Annotated in this window: 17 protein-coding genes; 8 read left to right on the forward strand and 9 right to left on the reverse strand. The window is 70.3% G+C overall.

Translation table 11 applies throughout. The features are described from left to right. Positions 1–14: 14 nt before the first annotated feature. From zwf to tkt, 3 genes are all read right to left on the reverse strand, one after another. Positions 15–1,532, reverse strand: a complete 1,518-nt coding sequence (gene zwf, locus B140_RS0108100) for a glucose-6-phosphate dehydrogenase (protein ID WP_026166150.1) — start codon at positions 1,530–1,532, stop codon at positions 15–17. Positions 1,533–1,618: 86 nt separating this feature from the next. Next, complete coding sequence (gene tal, locus B140_RS0108105; RefSeq protein ID WP_018118859.1) at positions 1,619–2,701, reverse strand: transaldolase; 1,083 nt, start codon at positions 2,699–2,701, stop codon at positions 1,619–1,621. 28 nt (positions 2,702–2,729) lie between these two features. Next, positions 2,730–4,823, reverse strand: a complete 2,094-nt coding sequence (gene tkt, locus B140_RS0108110) for a transketolase (RefSeq protein ID WP_018118860.1) — start codon at positions 4,821–4,823, stop codon at positions 2,730–2,732. 240 nt (positions 4,824–5,063) lie between these two features. Here tkt and B140_RS0108115 point away from each other — a divergent pair, with 240 nt between their 5' ends. Beyond that, complete coding sequence (locus B140_RS0108115; protein ID WP_018118861.1) at positions 5,064–5,996, forward strand: heme o synthase; 933 nt, start codon at positions 5,064–5,066, stop codon at positions 5,994–5,996. A 19-nt stretch (positions 5,997–6,015) separates the two neighbouring features. Here B140_RS0108115 and B140_RS13790 read toward each other — a convergent pair whose 3' ends face one another. From B140_RS13790 to mptB, 6 genes are all read right to left on the reverse strand, one after another. Next, positions 6,016–6,906, reverse strand: coding sequence for a zinc-binding dehydrogenase (locus B140_RS13790; protein ID WP_018118862.1), 891 nt, complete (start codon positions 6,904–6,906; stop codon positions 6,016–6,018). Beyond that, the gene (locus tag B140_RS0108125; RefSeq protein WP_018118863.1) at positions 6,903–7,829 is read right to left on the reverse strand and encodes a COX15/CtaA family protein; all 927 of its coding nucleotides are present in this window, start codon (positions 7,827–7,829) and stop codon (positions 6,903–6,905) included. Before B140_RS0108125 ends, B140_RS13790 begins: the two co-directional genes overlap by 4 nt. A 202-nt stretch (positions 7,830–8,031) precedes the next feature. Continuing rightward, positions 8,032–9,048: a zinc-dependent alcohol dehydrogenase family protein gene (locus B140_RS0108130; protein WP_018118864.1), complete on the reverse strand. Its 1,017-nt coding sequence runs from the start codon at positions 9,046–9,048 to the stop codon at positions 8,032–8,034. 44 nt (positions 9,049–9,092) lie between these two features. Next, positions 9,093–9,854 carry an ABC transporter permease gene (locus B140_RS0108135; RefSeq protein WP_018118865.1) on the reverse strand — a complete coding sequence of 254 codons (762 nt, stop codon included), beginning with the start codon at positions 9,852–9,854 and terminating at the stop codon, positions 9,093–9,095. A gap of 4 nt (positions 9,855–9,858) precedes the next feature. Beyond that, entirely contained in the window at positions 9,859–10,785 is a 927-nt protein-coding gene (locus B140_RS0108140) for an ABC transporter ATP-binding protein (RefSeq protein WP_018118866.1), read from the reverse strand. A 6-nt stretch (positions 10,786–10,791) separates the two neighbouring features. Then, positions 10,792–12,459 (reverse strand): polyprenol phosphomannose-dependent alpha 1,6 mannosyltransferase MptB, encoded by a 1,668-nt coding sequence (gene mptB, locus B140_RS0108145; protein WP_040426337.1) that lies wholly within the window; start codon positions 12,457–12,459, stop codon positions 10,792–10,794. Positions 12,460–12,601: 142 nt separating this feature from the next. Here mptB and B140_RS0108150 point away from each other — a divergent pair, with 142 nt between their 5' ends. The 7 genes from B140_RS0108150 (at position 12,602) to B140_RS0108180 (ending at position 18,787) form a co-directional block, all read left to right on the forward strand. After that, positions 12,602–13,273: a helix-turn-helix transcriptional regulator gene (locus tag B140_RS0108150; RefSeq protein ID WP_018118868.1), complete on the forward strand. Its 672-nt coding sequence runs from the start codon at positions 12,602–12,604 to the stop codon at positions 13,271–13,273. Continuing rightward, positions 13,270–14,715, forward strand: a complete 1,446-nt coding sequence (sufB, locus tag B140_RS0108155) for a Fe-S cluster assembly protein SufB (RefSeq protein WP_018118869.1) — start codon at positions 13,270–13,272, stop codon at positions 14,713–14,715. Before B140_RS0108150 ends, sufB begins: the two co-directional genes overlap by 4 nt. Further along, complete coding sequence (gene sufD / locus B140_RS0108160) at positions 14,716–15,885, forward strand: Fe-S cluster assembly protein SufD (protein ID WP_018118870.1); 1,170 nt, start codon at positions 14,716–14,718, stop codon at positions 15,883–15,885. It begins immediately after the preceding gene. A gap of 67 nt (positions 15,886–15,952) precedes the next feature. Further along, a complete protein-coding gene (gene sufC / locus B140_RS0108165) occupies positions 15,953–16,708 on the forward strand; it encodes a Fe-S cluster assembly ATPase SufC (protein ID WP_018118871.1) in 756 nt (251 codons plus the stop codon). Continuing rightward, on the forward strand, positions 16,708–17,982 hold the full coding sequence (locus B140_RS0108170) for a cysteine desulfurase (protein ID WP_018118872.1): 1,275 nt from the start codon (positions 16,708–16,710) through the stop codon (positions 17,980–17,982). Before sufC ends, B140_RS0108170 begins: the two co-directional genes overlap by 1 nt. Beyond that, positions 17,979–18,425 (forward strand): Fe-S cluster assembly sulfur transfer protein SufU, encoded by a 447-nt coding sequence (sufU, locus tag B140_RS0108175; protein WP_018118873.1) that lies wholly within the window; start codon positions 17,979–17,981, stop codon positions 18,423–18,425. Before B140_RS0108170 ends, sufU begins: the two co-directional genes overlap by 4 nt. Beyond that, entirely contained in the window at positions 18,422–18,787 is a 366-nt protein-coding gene (locus B140_RS0108180; RefSeq protein ID WP_083912282.1) for a metal-sulfur cluster assembly factor, read from the forward strand. Before sufU ends, B140_RS0108180 begins: the two co-directional genes overlap by 4 nt. The last annotated feature ends 23 nt before the right edge of the window (positions 18,788–18,810 follow it).

Below are 18,810 nucleotides of genomic sequence, written 5' to 3' on the forward strand. Positions count from 1 at the left end.
TCCTGCGCCTTTCTCTAGGGCCGCCGCCAGGCGCGGCCGGTTCGGGTAAGCATGCGATCGGCGGACTCCGGCCCCCAGGTGCCCGCCTGGTACTCGTCGGGCTTGCCGTGGGCGGCCCAGTGCTCCAGCACCGGGTCGAGGATCTTCCAGCTCAGCTCGACCTCCGCGTTGGTGGGAAAGAGGCTGGACTCGTCGCGCAGCGCGTCGAGGATCAGGCGCTCGTAGGCCTCGGGGGACTCCTCGGTGAAGGCCTCGGCGTAGGAGAAGTCCATGTTCACGTCCCGGACCTCCATCGCGGAGCCCGGCACCTTGGAGCCAAAGCGCATGAGCACGCCCTCGTCCGGCTGGATGCGGATCACCACGGCGTTGTGCTCGAGAGCGTGGGTGCCCTGGTCGCCAAAGAGATGGTGCGGCGCGGACTTGAAGATCAGGGCGATCTCCGTGACCCGCCGCCCCAGCCGCTTGCCCGTGCGCAGGTAGAAGGGCACCCCGGCCCACCGGCGGGAGGCGATCTCCAGGGTGCAGGCCGCGTAGGTCTCCGTGGTGGAATCGGGGTCGAAGCCCTCCTCCTCGCGCAGCCCCTTAACGCTCGTGGAGCCCTGCCACCCGGCGGTGTACTGGCCGCGCGCGGTGGTCTCCTCCAGCGGGTACACGGGCCGGGTGGCGCGCAGGACCTTGACCTTCTCCGCCCGGAGCTGGTTGGGGGAGAAGGAGATGGGCTCCTCCATGGCCACCAGCGCCAGGAGCTGGATCAGGTGATTCTGGATGACGTCGCGGGCCGCGCCGATCGTGTCGTAGTAGCCCGCGCGCCCGCCCACGCCGATGTCCTCCGCCATGGTGATCTGGACGTGGTCGATGTAGTGCGCGTTCCAGAAGGGCTCGAAGAGCTGGTTAGCAAAGCGCAGCGCCATGATGTTCTGCACCGTCTCCTTGCCCAGGTAGTGATCGATGCGGAACACGGAGGACTCGGGGAACACCGCGTTGACGATGTGGTTCAGCTCCTCCGCGGACTCCTGGTCGTGGCCGAAGGGCTTCTCGATGATCACCCGGCGCCAGGAGTGATCCGGAGCCTGCGCCACCCCGCTGCGCTCCAGCTGATGGCACACGGTGGAGAAGAAGTCCGGGGGCACGGAGAGGTAGAGGGCCCAGTTGCCGGAGGTGCCGCGCGTGCGGTCCATCTCCGCCAGGGTGTCCGCCAGGCGGTCAAAGGCGGCGTCGTCGTCAAAGTCGCCGGTGACAAAGTGCATGCCCTCGGCCAGGCGCCGCCACACGTTCTCGTGGAACTCCGTGCGCGCCTTCTCCTTGACGGCCGCGAGCACGTACTGCTCGAAGTCCTCCTTGCTCCATTCCCTGCGCCCGTAGCCCACCAGGGTAAAACCGGCGGGCAGCAAACCCCTGTTGGCGAGGTCGTAGATGGCCGGGAGCAGCTTCTTGCGGGCCAGATCCCCGGTGACGCCAAAGATCACCATCCCCGAGGGGCCCGCGATAAGGGGCAGCCGCTTATCGCGGGGATCTCGCAATGGGTTTATCACGTTCTTTCTCTTCCCTTTCGCACAAAGAATAGCGCTGGCCGGGGCGGCGAGAATCCGGCCCCGGCCCAGTATCCCAGAGATACCCTTTACAGCCGCTTACCCATGGAGTCCAGCAGTTCCTCCCAGGCGGTGACGAACTTGTCCACGCCCTCGCGCTCGAGCGTGGCAAAGACGTCGTCGAGGTCGATGCCCACGCGCTCCAGGGCGGCAAAGACCTCCTCGGCCTCCTCCTGGGTGCCGGAGAGGGTGTCACCGCGCAGGTCCTCGGCGGCCAGCACGGCGTCGATGGTGGCCTGCGGCATGGTGTTCACCGTGTCCGGGCCCGCCAGCTCCGTCACGTACAGGGTGGCGGGGTAGGCGGGGTTCTTCACGCCGGTGGAGGCCCACAGCGGGCGCTGCACCGTGGCCCCCTCCGGCAGGTCCGCCTCCGCAAAGGCGGCGCGGAACAGCCCGTAGGCGCGGCGCGCGTTCGCCACGCCAGCCTTGCCCCGCAGGGCCAGCGCCTCGGGGGTGCCCAGCGCCTCCAGGCGCTTGTCCACCTCGGTGTCCATGCGGGAGACGAAGAAGGAGGCCACGGAGAAGATGCGGGAGACGTCGTGCCCGGCCCGCGCGGCGCGGCGGATGCCCTCGCGGTAGGCCTCGATCACCCGCGCGTAGCGCTCCACGGAGAAGATGAGGGTGACGTTCACGCTGATGCCCTCCGCGAGGGCGTCGGCGATGGCGGGCAGGGAACCCTCGGTGGCGGGGATCTTGATCATCGCGTTGGGGCGATCCACCTGCCGCCACAGCTCGCGCGCCTGCCTCAGCGTGACCTCCGCGTCCGCGGAGATGCGCGGATCGACCTCGATGGACACGCGGCCGTCGCGCCCGCCGGTGGCGCGGAATACCTCCGCGAAGGCGTCGCAGGCGTTGCGCACGTCCTCCACGCTCATGGCGTACACGGCGGCGTCGGCGCTGGCGCCCTCCGCGCGCAGCCGCTCAATCTGCTCGTCGTAGGAGGTGCCCGCCGACATCGCGGCGGCGAAGATGGCCGGGTTGGTGGTCACACCGGCGATCTTTTCCGTGGCGATCATCCGCTCCAGGTTTCCCGAGGAGATGCGCTCCCGGGAGAGGTCGTCCAACCACGTCATGGTGCCGATGTCGGCCAGCTTCTCAATGGTGTTGCTCACGATGCGGCTCCTTAAAAAATCGTCGTTGCTAGGCGAGTGTTTCCTTGGCGGCCTCCACCACGGCCTCGGCCGTGATGCCGAACTCCCGGTACAGGCGCTCGTAGTCCGCCGAGGCGCCGAAGTGCTCCAGCGAGACCGCGCGGCCCCGGGTGCCCAGGAAGCGGTACCAGGGCATGGCGATGCCCGCCTCCACGGAGACGCGGGCGGAGACCTGGGGCGGCAGCACCTCGTCGATGTAGGACTGCTCCTGCCGCTCGAACCAGTCCAGGCAGGGCACGGACACCACGCGGGCGGCGATGCCCTGATCCTCCAGCTCCCGCGCGGCGGCCACCGCGAGCTGCACCTCGGAGCCGGAGCCCATGAGGATCACGTCCGGGACCTCGCGCGAGCCCTCCACCAGCACGTAGGCGCCGCGCTCCACGCCCCGGGCGGCGCGCTCCTTGGTGCCCTCCAGCACCGGCACGTTCTGGCGGGTCAGGGCGAAGGCCTTGGGGCCGTGCTGCTCGTCTACGAGGGCGGCGCGCCACGCTGCGGCCGTCTCGTTGGCGTCCGCCGGGCGCAGCACCGCGAGGTTGGGGATGGCGCGCAGGGCCGCCAGGGACTCCACCGGCTGGTGGGTGGGGCCGTCCTCGCCCAGGCCGATGGAGTCGTGCGTCCACACGTAGTAGACGTCGGTGCCCATCAGCGCGGCCAGGCGCACGGCGGGGCGCATGTAGTCCGAGAAGATCAGGAAGGTGCCGCCGTAGGGGCGGGTGGGGCCGTGCAGCGCGATGCCGTTGAGGATGGCGCCCATGGCGTGCTCGCGGATGCCAAAGTGCAGGTTGCGGCCGTAGGGCTCCGCCTGGAAGGCGCCGGTGGAGATGGCCTCCGGGCCGAAGGAGGGGGAGCCCTTGATCACCGTGTTGTTGGAGCCGGCGAGGTCCGCCGAGCCGCCCCACAGCTCCGGCAGCGTGGCCCCGAGGGCCTGGAGCACCGCCTCGGAGGCCTTGCGCGTGGCCAGGCCCTTGGCGTCGGCCTCCCACTCGGGCAGCTCGGCGTCCCACCCCTCGGGGAGCTCCCCCGCCTGCAGGCGGGAGAACAGGGCGTGCCGCTGCGGGTTGGCCTCGGCCCAGCGGTCGAAGTCCCGCTGCCACCGCTCGCGCTCCTGCGCCCCGCGCTCGACGAGCTTCCGGGTGTGCGCGATGACCTCCTCGGCCACCTCGAAGCTCGCCTCCGGGTCGAAGCCCAGGGCGGACTTCACCCCGGCCACCTCCTCCTCGCCCAGGGCGGCCCCGTGCACCTTGCCCGTGTTCGCCAGGGTCGGGGCGGGGTAGCCGATCACGGTGCGCACGCGAATGAAGGTGGGGCGGGTGGTCTCCGCCTTGGCCTGCGCGATGGCCTCCTCGAGGGCCGCCACGTCCTCGCCGCCCTCGATCTCCAGGGTCTGCCAGCCGTAGGCCCGGTAGCGCGCCACCACATCCTCGGTGAAGGCGATCTGGGTATCGTCCTCGATGGAGATGCGGTTATCGTCCCAGAACACGATCAGGTTGCCGAGCTGCTGGGTTCCGGCCAGGGAGCTGGCCTCCGCGGTCACGCCCTCCTCGAGGTCGCCGTCCGAGGCGATCACGTAGACGTGGTGATCGAAGGGGGACTGGCCCGGGGCGGCCTCCGGGTCGAACAGCCCGCGCTCGCGGCGGGCGGCCATCGCCATGCCCACGGCGGAGGAGAGGCCCTGCCCCAGGGGGCCGGTGGTCATCTCCACGCCCCTGGTGTGCCCGTACTCCGGGTGGCCCGGGGTCAGGGAGCCCCAGGTGCGCAGGGCCTTGAGGTCGTCCAGCTCCAGGTCGAAGCCGCCCAGGTAGAGCTGGATGTACTGGGTCAGGGAGGAATGCCCGGCGGAGAGCACAAAGCGATCCCGCCCCACCCAGGAGGGATCGGCGGGATCGTGGCGCAGCACGCGCTGGTAGAGGGTGTAGGCCAGGGGGGCCAGGCTCATCGCCGTGCCGGGGTGGCCGCTGCCGCAGCGCTGCACGGCGTCCGCGGCCAGGACGCGGGCGGTATCCACGGCCTTGGTATCGGCGTCCGCCCACCCCTCGGGGTAGCGGCGCGTGGTGAGAGCTTGGAGTTCGGGGGAGAGGGGCACAGTGTTGTCCTCACGTTCGCTTCAATAAGACTTTAAGGTGTGGGTACCACCTTAGTGTTTTTCTCCCCGGCACAGCGGTGCCCCTCCGGTTCCCCGCGGATTACCCGGACACGATAGAGTGAAAAGGATTGTGCGCACCCCGACGGCGGCGAATATGATCGCTGCGGGAACGAACGCGCACCCCGGCTCGACCGCAGCGGGGCGGCCGAGGAGACCATGACATCGCTGGAGGCACTTTCCTTGAACACGATCAAGGCGTACATCGCGCTGACGAAGCCACGAGTGATCGAGCTGCTCCTCGTGGCCACCATCCCCGCGATGTTGCAGGCCGATCGTGGGGAAAACAATATCGTCCTCATCCTGCTCACCCTCGTCGGAGGCTGGATGGGCGCGGCGGCCGCCAACACCTTCAACATGGTGGCGGACTCCGACATCGACCAGAAGATGGGCCGGACCCGGGCCCGCCCGCTGGTGCGCCACACGGTATCCAACCGCAACGCCGCGATCTTCGCCTGGACGCTCACCATGGTGAGCTTCCTGTGGCTGTGGCTGCTGTGCCGGTCCCTGCTCGCGGCCGTCTTTGTCATGTTCACCATCTGGTTCTACATCGTGGTGTACACCAAGTACCTCAAGCGCCGCACCCACATGAACATCGTCTGGGGCGGCGCCGCCGGCTGCATGCCCGTGGCCGTGGGCTGGGCCGTGATCACCGATAACACCCCGGACGCCTCGGCCTGGGGCTGGTGGCAGGCCCTCGTGCTGTGGCTCATCATCTTCCTGTGGACGCCCCCGCACACCTGGGCGCTGGCGATGAAGTACCGGGAGGACTACGAGCGCGCCGGGGTGCCCATGCTTCCCGTGGTGCGCACCCCCGTGGAGGTCACCCGCCAGATCCTTTGGTATAGCTGGGCCACCGTGGGCGTCTCCCTGCTGCTGGTGCCCGCCACCTCCTGGATCTACCTCGCGGGCGCGGTGGTATCCGGGGCGGTCTTTCTCCTCATGGCCACCCAGCTCCACCGGGGCGTGCGCGCGGGCGCGGACGTCAAGCCGCTGAAGCTCTTTATCCTCTCGAACAACTACCTGGCGGTGCTGTTCGTGGCGCTCTCCGTGGACGCCATCCTGGGCTGGCAGACCTTCGGGCAGGCCCTGGGGTGGGGCGCCGCGGCCTTCTAGGGGTTTCCGCCGGGGCCGCCTAGAAGCGCACGGCCACCAGGCCGGTGCTTCTATTCCGCCGCAGCCGCGCGGCGGCGTCGGCCGCCTCCTCGGCCTCGCAGGCGCCCGCCAGGGGAACGGTGATCGTCCCCTCCACGATGGCCTGGGTCACGGCCTGCGAGCGCATCCGGAAGCCGTCCGGCTCCTCGAGGTAATCCTCCAGGCGCGGGCAGGCCAGGGAGAGGGAGCCCCGGGCGGCCAGCTCCACGGGGGAGAGCCTCTTGACCGGCTGCTCGGGGTCCCCGTACAGGCACAGGGTGCCCCTGCGGCGCAGGCTGGACAGCGCGTGCTCCAGCCCCGGCTTTCCGGCCCCGTGCAGCGCCAGGTCCACCCCGCCCACCTCGGCGGCCCGCCGCGGGGCCACGTGCGCCCGGCGCACCACGGTGGCCCGCTCGAGGTGGGCGGACTCCCCGGAGGCGGACACCGCGATCGCCCTGGCCCCCAGCGCGTGGACCCACTGCGCGGCGATGAGGCCCACCGGGTCGTCGGCGGGGTTGATGAGCACGGTGGCCCCCGCCTCCACGGGGCGCAGGGAGAACAGCAGGAGGTGCGCCGTCATGGCGGGCAGGAGCATGGTGGCCGCCACCTCGGTGTCGATCCCCCGGGGCACCGCCACCACGCGGTGGCGCGGCACGCACACCCACTCGGCGCAGGAGCCGGGCACCCCGGCCCACGCCACGGCGGTGCCGGTGGGCAGCAGGCCCTGGGGGTCCTCCTCGATCCTGCCGGTGCCCTGCAGCCCCATGATCTCCCCCTCGGGGGCCGGGTCGAGGGAGGCGGCGTGGGTGCGCACCAGCACCTGACCCTCGGCGGGGCGCGGCGCGGGCGCGGAGGCGAGCGCGGGGGCGGCTCCCGCTCGTAGCACCCTCATGGCCGCTCGGCGGGCGCTTTCTGCCGCACGAACCCGTGCGCGTAGAGGAAGGCCGTGCACGCCACCACCACCGAGGACATCGCGATGTGCATGGGCACGGACCACCGGGGCACCCCCAGGCGGTACTGCGCGATGCCGATCGCGGCCTGCACCACGATCATCCCCAGCAGCACGAGCCCCGCGCGCCGCGCCCGCTCCGGGGCGCGGTACCGGGTGAGCAGCACGACGGTGACGAAGGTGCACAGCAGGTACGCGTACATGAGGTAGCCGTGAACGTGGGCCATGACGTCGATGTCCACGTCCAGGCGCCCGGACATCCCGGCCTCGGCGTCGCCCGCGTGCGGCCCCGCCCCGGTGACCATCGTCCCGGTGACCAGCACCACCGCCATCGCGCAGGCGGCCACCACCGCGCTCCACCGGGCGGCCCGGGGGTAGGCGCGGACGGGGGAGGCGTCGTCGGGCTCCGCGACGCGGACGTAGAGCAGCGCGGCCACCCACACCAGCACCATGGAGGGCAAGAAGTGCAGCGCCACGGACCACCACTGGAGGTCCAGCTTCACGGAGATGCCGCCGATGACCGCCTGGAGCACCACCCCCAGGCCCGAGACCAGGGCGTACGCGATCAGCTCGGCGCGGCGCTCGGCGCGCACGAGTCCCACGAACACGGCCACCACCGCCGCCACGAGCACGAAGGTAAGCAGGCGGTTGCCAAACTCGATGGCCTGGTGGACCAGGGGGGCGGCCCCGCGCACCGGGACCAGGGAGCCCTCGTGGCACTGCGGCCAGGTGTTGCACCCCAGCCCGGAGCCGGTCACGCGCACGATGGAACCGGTGACCGTGATGCCCCCCTGGCACAGCAGCAGGATCAGCGCGAGGAGCCGCTGCGTGCTCGGGGAGGGGGTCTTTTTGAGGTTGGTCAGCACGGTACTCACAAGGTACTAGCCTAATGCTCCCTGGGGGCAAAAGCCCACACGGCGGCCCGGCGGGAGCGCGTAAGAAAAAACACCCGGCACCGGCGGAACTTTCCACCGGCCCGGGCCGACGCCGCTGGGAATCAGGGCCGGGAATCAGGACCAAGCATCACGGCCAGGAATCACGGCGGGGCATCGCTGCTAAAAATCGCGGCTAGGGGCGCACCAGGACCTTGATGGCCTCGCGCCGGTCCATCGCCCGGTAGCCCTCCGCGATGTCCTCCAGCGCCACCTCCTTGGTAAAGACCTTGCCGGGCTCGATGGCGCGCTCGAAGATCAGCCGGATCAGCTCCGGCAGGTACTTGCGCACCGGGGCCGGGCCGCCCATGAGGTGCACCTCGGAGGCGAACAGCTCCTCGCCGGGCAGGGAGACCCCGTGCGCCACGCCCACGTAGCCCACGTGCCCGCCGGGGCGGCAGGAGGCCACCGCCTGCCGCATGGACTCCTGAGTTCCCACGGCCTCCACCACGCTGTGCGCGCCGAGGCCGCCGGTGAGTTCCTTGACCCTGGCCACCCCGGCCTCGCCGCGCTCCTCCACCACGTCGGTGGCGCCGAACTCGCGGGCCAGGGCTTGGCGGTCCGCGTGGCGGCTCATGGCGATGATGCGCCGCGCGCCCATCTGTTTGGCGGACAGGATCGCCAGCAGGCCCACGGCGCCGTCGCCCACCACCACGACGGTCTTACCCGGCCCCGCCTGCGCCTCGTCCGCCGCGAACCAGCCGGTTCCCAGGACGTCGGAGGCGGCCAGCAGGGAGGGGATCAGGTCCTCGTCCGGGTGGGAGGGCGTTGCCACCAGGGTGCCGTCGGCCAGCGGGACCCGCAGGTACTCCGCCTGCGCCTCGCCCACGAAGCCCCCGTTGACGCAGCGCGAGGGGTAGCCGTCCGCGCAGATCTCGCAGGTGTTATCGGACAGGCAGAAGGAGCCGACCACGAAGTCCCCGGGGGCAACCGTGCTCACCTGGTCTCCCACCTCCTCCACCACGCCCACGTACTCGTGGCCCATGCGGGTGGGCTCGGCCACCTCGTCGGTGCCGCGATAGCTCCACAGGTCGGAGCCGCACACGCAGGTGGCGGCGATCTTGATGACGGCGTCGGTGGGCTCCACCACGCGCGGCTTGTCCACCTCCGCGACGCGGACGTCGCCGGGGCCGTGGATAAACGTGGCCTTCATGCGGGCACTCCTAAAAATCACGAGAAAACAGGTGCGCGCCCACTCTAGCTGCTGAAGCGGAACCACCGCCGGGCCGCCGTGGCCACCGCCGCCAGCCACACAGCCAGGATCGCCCACTGCATCCAGGGGACGTGCCCCTCGAAGGCGCTGGTGAGCCCGCTGGCCAGGGCCACGGAGGGGACGAGGTCCCACCAGGTACCGACGCCGAGCTGGGAGTGGTAGAGCACCAGGCCCACCACGCCCACCATGAGCACCCAGATCAGGTTGGCGAGCGCCAGCACCAGCTCGGAGCCCAGCGTGCCGCCCATGAGCAGGCCCAGGGAGGTAAACGCGGCGGCCCCGAGGATCAGCGTGAGCGCCCCGACCACGAGGGCCAGGGGGGCCACCCTCCAGCCCAGCAGGAAGGCCGCGGTGCCCAGCACCAGCGTCTGCAGCAGCACCATCGTTGCCACCGCGATGATCTTGCCCGCGATGATGACCCAGGAGGGCACACCCGAGGCCCCCGTGCGCTTCAGGGCGCCGTAGCGGCGGTCGAAGGCGAGCGAGATGGCCTGTCCGGTAAAGCCCGAGGAGGTGGCCGCGATGGCGAGCATCATGGGAAAGCCCTGGCGCAGGGGGTCGGGGTCGTCCAGGATGGGGACGTGGGCGATGCCGATGAGCAGCCCCAGCGGGATGATGAGGCTCAGCAACTGCTGCTCGCCGTGCCGCAGGAAAAGCAGGGTCTCGATGCGCCCCTGCGCTGCCACGAGCGCGGCCCTGGGGGCCCGCCGGGGCGCGGGGGCAAAGGTACCACGGGGATAGGGCAACGGTTCAGCTCCTTAGCTCTCTGCCGGTGATCTCGAGGAACGCATCCTCCAGGCTGCGGTGCTCCACGTCCAGGCCGCGCAGGAGCACGCCCTGCGCCGCGGCGGCCCGCGCCACCGCGGCCACCACGTCCGGGGTGGGGTCCACCCGCACCACGTAGTGCAGGGGGCGCAGGGCCGCGCAGGACCCGGCGGGCAGCCCGGCCTCGCGCTCCAGGCCCGCCGCGTCCAGCTCGCGGGCCGTGCGCAGGCGCACCTGCCGCTGGGAGCCGGTGGTGAGCTCCTCCGGCGTGCCGCTGGCCACCGCGCGGCCGCGATCCATGATGACCACGCGATCCGCCAGCGCCTCGGCCTCGTCCATGAGGTGCGTGGTGAGCACCACCGTGACGCCGTCGCGGCGCAGGTCCCGCATGATCTCCCACACCGCCAGGCGGGACTGCGCGTCCATCCCCGCAGTGGGCTCGTCCAGGAACACCAGCTCCGGGCGGCCGATGAGGGCCAGGGCCAGGGAGAGGCGCTGCTGCTGTCCCCCGGAGAGGCGCCGGTAGGTGCGGCGGCGCACGCCGGAGAGCCCCACGACCTCCATCAGCCACTCCGGGTCGAGGGGGTGGGCGCTGTACGCGGCGGTGAGCCGCAGCATCTCCTCCACTTTGATCCCCGAGTAGGAGCCGCCGCCCTGCAGCATGATGCCGATGCGCTCGCGCACCCGCTCCGGCTGCGCGGCGGGGTCGAGCCCCAGCACCCTGATGCGCCCCGAGCTGGGGCGCTGGAATCCCACGCACATGTCGATGGTGGTGGTCTTTCCCGCCCCGTTGGGGCCGAGGATGGCGAGGATCTCCCCGTGCCGCGCACACAGCGATAACTCGTTGACGGCGGTGGTGGCGCGGTAGGACTTGACCACGCCGCGCAGTTCGAGGGCGTTATCGACAGGCACGGTCCCTCAGTCTAGGCCAACCAGGCCCGCGCGCCGGAACCACCACCAGCCCAGGGGCACCAGCACGGCCAGGGCCACGGCCGCGCCGAGGTAGATGTTCACCACGGTCCCGGCGGGCAGCGCCAGGCCGCGCGGGAGCACGAAGAAGCTAAAGGCCGCGCTGTAGGCCACCACCGCCACGCGGAACACCGCGCGGTTGGCCCAGGCCGCCAGGGGCACCACGGCCCACAGCACGTACCAGGGGTGCACCACCGGGAACAGCACCACGAGCACGAAGAGCGCCACCCCGAAGGCCCCCACCGGGTGAATCCTGCCCCACAGGGTGGCCAGCAGCATGCGCACGATCAGGGCCCCGGCCACCGCCAGCCCCACCAGCCGGGTCAGCAGGAGCATCGCGGTGGTGTGGTCCCCGAGGCCGAGCTGCATGCCGAGCGCCCCGGCGATCACGCCCACGTCGGTGGTCACGGACATCCAGCTGCGTATGGTCGTGGCGCCGCCCTGCCCGGTCACCCAGCCCAGGCCGATGCCGCTGAGCAGCGAGACCGTCGCCACGGTGGCCGCGAGGACCGCGAGGAAGAACAGCCCGGCCAGCGCCACGGCCCACGGGGCGCGCCGCCCGCCCAGGTGCAGGCGGCGGGCGAAGGCCATGCCGATGAAACCGAGCCCGAGGAAGGCCGTGACCTTGACCATACCCGCGCAGGCCAGCAGCGCGCCGGAGGCGGCCAGCAGTCCGAGGCGGCGGCGGGGGTGGGGGTGCTCCACCCCGCGCAGGCCCACCTCGAGGCCCACGAGCATGAGGCCCAGCATGAGGGATTCGTTGTGAATGCCGCCCACAAGGTGCAGGAGCACGAGGGGGTTGAGGATGCCCAGCCACAGAGCGGCGGGCGGATACACCCGGCAGCGCCGGGCGATGGAGAGCACGGCCCAGCCCGCGGCCGCCAGCATGAGCACGCTGAGCAGCCGGTGGGCCAGCACGCCGAGCACGATGGAGTCCCCCGTCAGCCCGCTGATGAGGGCGGAGAATCCCATGGCCACGGGACCGTAGGGGGAGGGGGAGTGCGCCCAGATGAAGGGCACCGAGCGGGCCAGGTGGTGATCGGTGCCGAGCAGGTCGATGGGCCCGGCGGCATAGGCGTCCATGCCCTCGCGGACGATGGCCCCCTGGGCCAGGTAGGAGTAGATGTCCTGGGTGAAGATCGGGGCGGTCCACAGCAGGGGGATCATCCAGGCGATCCAGGTGCTCCACAGCCGCCGGACGCCGACCACCCGAGGCAGGGGGCGGCCCCAGAGCGTGACTCCTACGAGCGGGGCCATCCCGATCCACGCGAGCACCACGAGCGCGGTGCCCACCAGCACCACGGAGGAGGAGGTCTGCATCATCTGGCTCAGGGTGGTGCCGCCGGGGAAGGACTGATAGGGGTTGTCCACCACCGGGAGGGCCCCGCCGCCCAGGGCGCCGAGGGCCAGCAGCAGGGCCCCGGTGGTGCCCACCCACCGCAGGAGGGCAAAGCGCAGCAGCTCCCGGCTGCGCCGGGTGGCCGAGGGGGCCGCCTGGTCCTCCCCGGCGTCGCCATCGCGGTGCAGCCCCGCCGAGCGCGAGCCCGCCGCGCCCAGGCGCGGGAGGTCGCGGGTCAGCGCCTGCCACAGCGCGGAGGGTAGTTGTCGCACAGGCATCATCGTAGCGAGGGCGCGGGGCGCCGCGCGGGAGAAGGGGACTTTTGCGTCGGGGAACAATTTTAGTAACACTAGTGTTGTCTAAAAAGAGACGATCGTTCCTCGGAAGAATCGGTACGCCATCACAGGAGGTGATGTACGCATGACGCGCTCCACAGGCTCCTCGGAGGGGGACACCCGCCGGGCCATCATGCGCAGCCTGCTCACCCACGGCCCCCTTACCGCTGCTGCCCTGGGCGAGCGTCTTGGCCTCTCCGCCGCCGGCGTGCGGAGGCACCTGGACATTCTCCTCGAGGAGGGTTTGGCCTACGCCGAGTCTCGGCGCTCCGCCACGCGCACCACGCGGGGCCGCCCGGCCAAATACTTCCACCTGACTCACCGCGGCCGCGAGCACTTTGGCCACGATTACGACGCCCTGGCGGGCCTGGCCCTCGAGGCGCTGCGCCGCAGCGGGGGCAGCGAGGCCATCCGCGAGCTCGCCCGCGCCCGCACCGAGGCCATCGTGGGCTCCGTGCACAGAGGAAGGTCCGTCGAGGAGACGGCGCACGCCCTGGCACGGGCGTTCGACGACCACGGCTATGCCGCCACCGTGCAGCGCGCGGGCGGCGGCATCCAAATCTGCCAACACCACTGCCCGGTTTCCCAGGTGGCAGCGCAATACCCGGAACTGTGCGAGGCAGAGCACGAGGTGATCTCCGAGCTACTGGGCACCCACGTGCAACCGCTGGCCTCCATCGCGGACGGCCACGGGATCTGCACCACCAACGTTCCCGTTCACCCCACCAATTCTCCTGACGAAAGGAGCGGTTCATGACCCAGGCGACGCAGAACCTTGACGAGCAGCGCCCCATGAACGATGACGAGATCATCGCCTCGATGGGCGGCTATAACTACGGCTGGCACGACTCCGACGCCGCCGGCTCGGCCGCGCGCCGCGGCCTGAGCGAGGAGGTGGTGCGCGACATCTCCGCTCAGAAGAACGAGCCCGAGTGGATGCTCGAGCAGCGCCTCAAGGCCCTCAACATCTTTGACAAGAAGCCCGTGCCCACCTGGGGCGCGGACCTGAGCAAGATCGACTTCGACAGCATCAAGTACTTCGTGCGCTCCACGGAGCGGCAGGCGACCTCCTGGGACGACCTCCCGGAGGACATCCGCAACACCTACGACCGCCTGGGCATCCCCGAGGCGGAGAAGCAGCGCCTGGTGGCGGGCGTGGCCGCCCAGTACGAGTCCGAGGTGGTCTACCACCAGATCCGCGAGGACCTGGAGGAGCAGGGCGTGATCTTCGTGGACACGGACACCGCCCTCCAGAAGTACCCGGAGCTGTTCAAGGAGTACTTTGGCACGGTGGTGCCCGCCGGGGACAACAAGTTCTCCGCCCTCAACGCCGCCGTGTGGTCCGGGGGCTCCTTTATCTACGTGCCCAAGGGCGTGCACGTGGACATCCCGCTGCAGGCCTACTTCCGTATCAACACGGAGAACATGGGGCAGTTCGAGCGCACCCTCATCGTGGTGGACGAGGACGCCTACGTCCACTACGTGGAGGGCTGCACCGCCCCGATCTACCAGTCCGACTCCCTCCACGCCGCCGTGGTGGAGATCGTGGTGAAAAAGGGCGGCCGCTGCCGCTACACCACCATTCAGAACTGGTCCAACAACGTCTACAACCTGGTCACCCAGCGCGCCAAGGCGGAAGAGGGCGCCACGATGGAGTGGATCGACGGCAACATCGGCTCCAAGGTGAACATGAAGTACCCGGCCGTGTGGATGACCGGCCCCTACGCCAAGGGTGAGGTGCTCTCCGCCGCCTTCGCGGGGGAGGGGCAGTTCCAGGACACGGGCGCCAAGATGGTGCACATGGCCCCGTACACCTCCTCGAACATCGTGTCCAAGTCCGTGGCCCGCTCCGGCGGCCGCGCCGCCTACCGGGGCCTGGTGCAGATCAACGCCAACGCGCATCACTGCACCGCCAACGTGGAGTGCGACGCCCTGCTGGTGGACAACATCTCCCGCTCGGACACCTACCCGTACAACGACATCCGCAACGACCACGTGACCCTGGGCCACGAGGCCACGGTGTCCCAGGTCTCGGAGGAGCAGCTCTTCTACCTGATGAGCCGCGGCATCGACGAGGCCGACGCGATGGCGATGATCGTCCGAGGCTTCGTCGAGCCCATCGCCAAGGAACTGCCCATGGAGTACGCGCTGGAACTGAACCGGCTGATCGAGCTACAGATGGAAGGATCGGTGGGATAAATGGCCAAGACCCTCACCAACGCCACCGCCCACAACAACAAGGGCGACGTGCTGACCTCCTTTAACGTGGAGGACTTCGAGGTGCCGCGCGGCAAGGACGAGGAGTGGCGCTTCATCTCCCTGCGCCGCCTGCGCGGCCTGCACAACGGCTCCTTCTCCCCGGCGGTGGCCCCGGACGTGGACGTGCGCATCCCCGAGGGCGCGCAGGCGCGCACCGAGCGTATCGCCAAGGACGACGAGCGCGCCACCCGCGCCGGCGCCCCCTCGGACCGGGTGGGCGCGCAGGCCTGGACCGCGATGGAGGACGCCACCCTGGTGAGCTTTGCCCGCGACTCGGTGACCGCGCAGCCGGTCACCGTCACGGTCACCGGCAAGGGGGAGGGCGTGACCTCCTTCGGCGCCGTGGTCGTGGAGCTGGAGCAGGGCGCCGAGGCCACGGTGGCCCTGAACTACCGGGGCAGCGGCACCCACGCGGACAACGTGCAGTTCGTGCTGGGCGCGAACTCCCGCCTCACCGTGATCGTGGACGCGGACTGGGAGGACGATGCGGTGCATCTGTCCAACCAGAACGCCCTGGTGGGCCGCGACGCCGTGCTGCGGCACAACGTGGCCGTGTTCGGCGGCGAGGTGGTGCGCCTGGTGCCGCGCGTGAAGTTCGAGGACCAGGGCGGCGACGCCGAGATGCTGGGCGTGTACTTTGCCGACGACGGCCAGTACTTTGAGAACCGCCTGCTGGTGGACCACGCGCAGCCCAACTGCCGCTCCAACGTGCTGTACAAGGGCGCCCTGCAGGGCGACCCCGCCACGGACAAGCCGGACACCCGCACCACCTGGGTGGGCGACGTGCTCATCCGCGCCAACGCGCAGGGCACGGACACCTACGAGACCAACCGCAACCTGGTGCTCAGCGAGGCCGCCCGCGCGGACGCCATCCCCAACCTGGAGATCGAGACCGGCGAGATCGCCGGGGCCGGGCACGCCGCCACGGTGGGACGCTTCGACGAGGAGCAGCTCTTTTACCTGATGAGCCGAGGCATCTCCGAGGCCGAGGCCCGCCGCCTCATCATCCGGGGCTTTTTCACCGAGGTCATCAACCACATTCCGGTGGAGGAGATCCGGGAGGAGCTCGAGTCCCGCGTGGTCAGCGAGCTCGAGCGCGTGACCGCCTAAGCCACGCCCCACCCGCGTCCGACCACCTCCGACCACACTGCACACCACGATCAGGAGAAATCACCTCATGTCTACCCTGGAAATCAAGAACCTCCACGCCCAGGTTCTTCCCTCCGACGAGTCCGCCGAGCCCAAGCCCATCCTCAAGGGCGTGAACCTCACCCTGAACTCCGGGGAGATTCACGCCATCATGGGCCCCAACGGCTCCGGCAAGTCCACCCTGGCCTACACGCTGGCCGGGCACCCCCGCTACGAGATCACCGAGGGCGAGGTGCTGCTCGACGGCGAGAACATCCTGGAGATGTCCGTGGACGAGCGCGCCCGCGCGGGCCTGTTCCTCGCCATGCAGTACCCCACCGAGGTCCCGGGCGTGTCCATGTCCAACTTCATGCGCACCGCGGTGACCGCCGTGCGCGGCGAGGCCCCCAAGCTGCGCGAGTGGGTCAAGGAGGTCAACGAGGCCCGCGAGAACCTGAAGATCGACAAGTCCTTCAGCGAGCGCTCCGTGAACGAGGGCTTCTCCGGCGGCGAGAAGAAGCGCCACGAGGTGCTTCAGCTCGACCTCATGCGCCCCAAGTTCGCGGTGATGGATGAGACGGACTCCGGCCTGGACGTGGACGCCCTGCGCGTGGTCTCCGAGGGGATCAACCGCTACCAGCGCGACACCAACGGCGGCATCCTGATGATCACCCACTACAAGCGCATCCTCGAGTACGTCAAGCCGGACGTCATCCACGTCTTTGCCAACGGCCAGATCGTCACCACCGGCGGTCCGGAGCTGGCGGACCAGCTCGAGGCCGACGGCTACGAGCAGTTCCTGTAATGGCGGCGTCGGAGTTCCTGCGTCCCGAGGGCGGCCTCGACACCGAGGCGCTGCGGGCCGAGTTTCCCATCCTCGCGCGCACCGTGCGCGGGGGGGCGCCGCTGGTGTACCTGGACTCCGGCGCCACCTCCCAGCGCCCCGAGCGGGTCTGGCGCGCGGAGGAGCGCTTCGTGCTGCACACCAACGCCCCCGTGCATCGCGGCGCCTACCAGCTCGCGGAGGAGGCCACGGACGCCTACGAGCACGCGCGCGCGGCCATCGCGCGCTTCGTGGGCGCGCGCGGCTCGGAGATCGCCTTCACCAAGAACGCCACGGAGGCGCTCAACCTGGTGGCCTTCACGCTGGGCGACGAGCGCGCGGGCGACCTGCGGGTAACCCGGGGCGATACCGTGGTGGTCACGGAGCTGGAGCATCACGCCAACCTGGTGCCGTGGCAGGAGCTGTGCCGCCGCACGGGCGCCACGCTGAGGTGGTACTCCGCCACCGAGGACGGCCGCATCGACCTCGATTCCCTCGAGCTGGACGAGTCCGTCAAGGTGGTTGCCTTTACCCACCAGTCCAACGTGACGGGCGCCGTGGCGGACGTGCCCGAGATCGTGCGCCGCGCCCGCGCCGTCGGCGCGCTCACGGTGCTCGATGCCTGCCAGTCCGTGCCCCACCAGCCGGTGAACTTCCGCGAGCTGGGCGTGGACTTCGCGGCGTTCTCCGGGCACAAGATGTGCGGGCCCGCGGGCGTGGGCGCGCTCTACGGGCGCGGGGAGCTGCTGGACTCCCTGCCGCCCTTCCTCACCGGCGGCTCCATGATCGAGGTGGTCCGCATGGAGGGGACCACCTTCGCCGCGCCCCCGCAGCGCTTCGAGGCGGGCACGCAGATGACCAGCCAGGTGGTGGGCCTGGGGGCGGCGGTGGATTTCCTGGAGTCCGTGGGCATGGAGCACATCGCCGCGCACGAGCGCGAGCTGACCGCCTACGCCCTGGAGCGGCTGGGGAGCGTGGCCGGGCTGCGGATCGTGGGCCCCACCGAGTCTCGCGATCGCAGCGGGGCGATCTCCTTCGTGGTCGAGGGCGTGCACCCGCACGACCTCGGCCAGGTGCTGGACGATCGCGGGGTGTGCATCCGCGTGGGGCACCACTGCGCCTGGCCCGCGCACCGCAGCCTGGGCGCGCAGTCCACCGCGCGCGCCTCCTTTTACCTGTACAACACCAGGGCAGAGGTGGACCGCCTGGTGGAGGCCATCGAGGCCGCCAAGACCTTCTTTGGGGTGAGCGCATGAACCTGGAGTCCATGTACCAGGAGGTGATCCTGGATCACTACAAGAACCCGGAGCACGCGGGCCTGCGCGAGCCCTTCGAGGCGGAGGTGCACCACGTCAACCCCTCCTGCGGGGACGAGCTGACGCTGCGGGTGCAGCTTTCCGCCGACGGCCACACGGTGGAGGACGTCTCCTACGACGCCGAGGGCTGCTCCATCAGCCAGGCCTCCACCTCCGTGATGGCCCAGGAGATCGTGGGCCGCCCGCTGGAGGAGGCCCGCGCCAAGCTCGCGGAGTTCGAGGCGATGATTACCTCCCGGGGCCAGCGCGAGGGCGATCCCGAGGTCATCGGCGACGGCATCGCGTTCGCCGGGGTATCCAAGTACCCCGCGCGCGTGAAGTGCGCGCTGCTGGGCTGGAAGGCGTTCGAGGCGGCCACCACGGAAGCATTGGAGAAGCGATGACGGAACCACAACGACCGGACCAAACGGAGCAGGACGTCGCGGACGCCTCGACCATCGAGGAGTGCATGCGCGACGTGATCGACCCCGAGCTGGGCATCAACGTGGTGGACCTGGGTCTGGTGTATGACATCTGGATCGACCACGCCACCGAGGGGGTCAAGCGCGCCGTGGTGAACATGACGCTGACCTCCCCGGCCTGCCCGCTCACGGACATGCTGGAGGATCAGTCCGAGGCCGCCGTGGTGGGCGGGGGAGCGGCGGACGAGCTGCAGATCAACTGGGTGTGGATGCCCCCGTGGGGCCCGCACATGATTACGGAGGAGGGGCGCGAGCAACTCCGCGCCCTCGGTTTTTCCGTCTAGGCCGGTTGATACACTGCTTCCTT

Origin of the sequence: Corynebacterium mastitidis DSM 44356 (genome assembly GCF_000375365.1) — a bacterium.
Classification (GTDB): Bacteria; Actinomycetota; Actinomycetes; order Mycobacteriales; family Mycobacteriaceae; genus Corynebacterium; species Corynebacterium mastitidis.